The 1,338-nt window shown below is 67.0% G+C and carries 1 protein-coding gene; it reads left to right on the top strand.

Features of this window, described 5'->3' with window-relative positions; all coding sequences use genetic code 11:
• Window positions 1-1,338: condensation domain-containing protein (locus GVY64_RS36935; protein ID WP_159851330.1), on the top strand; the 1,338-nt coding region annotated here is incomplete at both ends.

The raw sequence follows: 1,338 nt of genomic DNA, 5'->3' as shown, positions 1-1,338 counted from the left end.
TGGCCTGCGTTGGAGGTGCAGTACGCGGATTACACGTTGTGGCAGCGGGAGATTCTCGGGGAGGAGTCGGATCCGGGTTCGGTGCTGGCTGCTCAGGTGGGGTTCTGGCGGCAGGTGTTGGCGGGGTTGCCCGAGCAGTTGGAGTTGCCTGCGGATCGGGCGCGGCCTGCGGTGGCGTCGTATCGGGGTGCGACGTTGGGGTTCGAGGTCGATGCCGAGGTGCATGCGGGGTTGAGCCGGGTCGCGCACGAGCACAACGCGACGGTGTTCATGGTGGTGCATGCGGCGTTGGCGGTGTTGCTGGCGCGGTTGTCGAATTCGCGGGACATCGCGATCGGCACGCCGGTGGCCGGGCGTGGGGAAGCGGCGTTGGATGATCTGATCGGCATGTTCGTCAACACGCTTGTGTTGCGTACCGAGATCGATCCCGGGGTGTCGTTCGCGGGGTTGCTGGCGGGGGTGCGGTCGGTGGATGTGGCGGCGTTCGGGCATGCGGATGTGCCGTTCGAGCGGTTGGTGGAGGTGCTGGACCCGCCGCGTTCGCCGGCGCGGCATCCGTTGTTCCAGGTGATGTTGACCTTCCAGAATTTGACGGTGCCGCAGTTGTCGTTGCCGGGGTTGTCGGTGTCGGGGCTGGATCTGGCGGTGGGGCTGGCGAAGTTCGATCTGCAGTTGGCGATCGCGGAGAACGTCGATGAGCACGGTCGCGCGGGTGGGTTGTCGGCGGCGTTCACTTATGCCACCGATCTGTTCGATTCGGCGACGGTGCGTGATTTCGCCGACCGGTTCACCCGGATCCTGGCCGCGGTCGCGGTGGATGCGTCGGTGGTGGTGGGTGATATCGATGTGCTGGCCGCTGGTGAGCGGGAGTTGGTGCTGCACGAGTGGTCGACTGCCGGGGCGATCGTGCCGGAGGTGACGTTGGTCGATGTGATCACCACCCAGGCGCGTAACCGGCCCGAGGCGGTCGCGATCCGCTACGGGCACACCAGCGTGAGTTTCGAGCAGTTGCATCGGCGTGCCAACCAGGTCGCGCGCGCGTTGATCGCGCACGGCGCGGGCCCGGAATCGGTGGTCGCGGTCGCGATGCCACGTACCGAGGAACTGCCGATCGCGCTGCTGGGTGTGCTGATCGCCGGTGCGGCGTATCTGCCGATCGACACCAGCTACCCGGTGCAGCGGCTGGAATTCATGCTCGAAGACGCCGCCCCGGTGTGCGTCCTGACCACCACCGCCGAGCTGGACTCCCTGCCCGCGGGCAATATTCCGGCGCTCTTGCTGGAGGACACCACCGGCTACGACGACGCACGAGTCCGCAACCGCGAGCGCGTCACGCCG

The sequence above is a fragment of the Nocardia sp. CY41 genome, assembly GCF_009829325.1.
Lineage (GTDB): Bacteria > Actinomycetota > Actinomycetes > Mycobacteriales > Mycobacteriaceae > Nocardia.
Note: the sequence above shows the minus strand (reverse complement) of the source record. Positions and strands in the feature narration are given on the sequence as shown.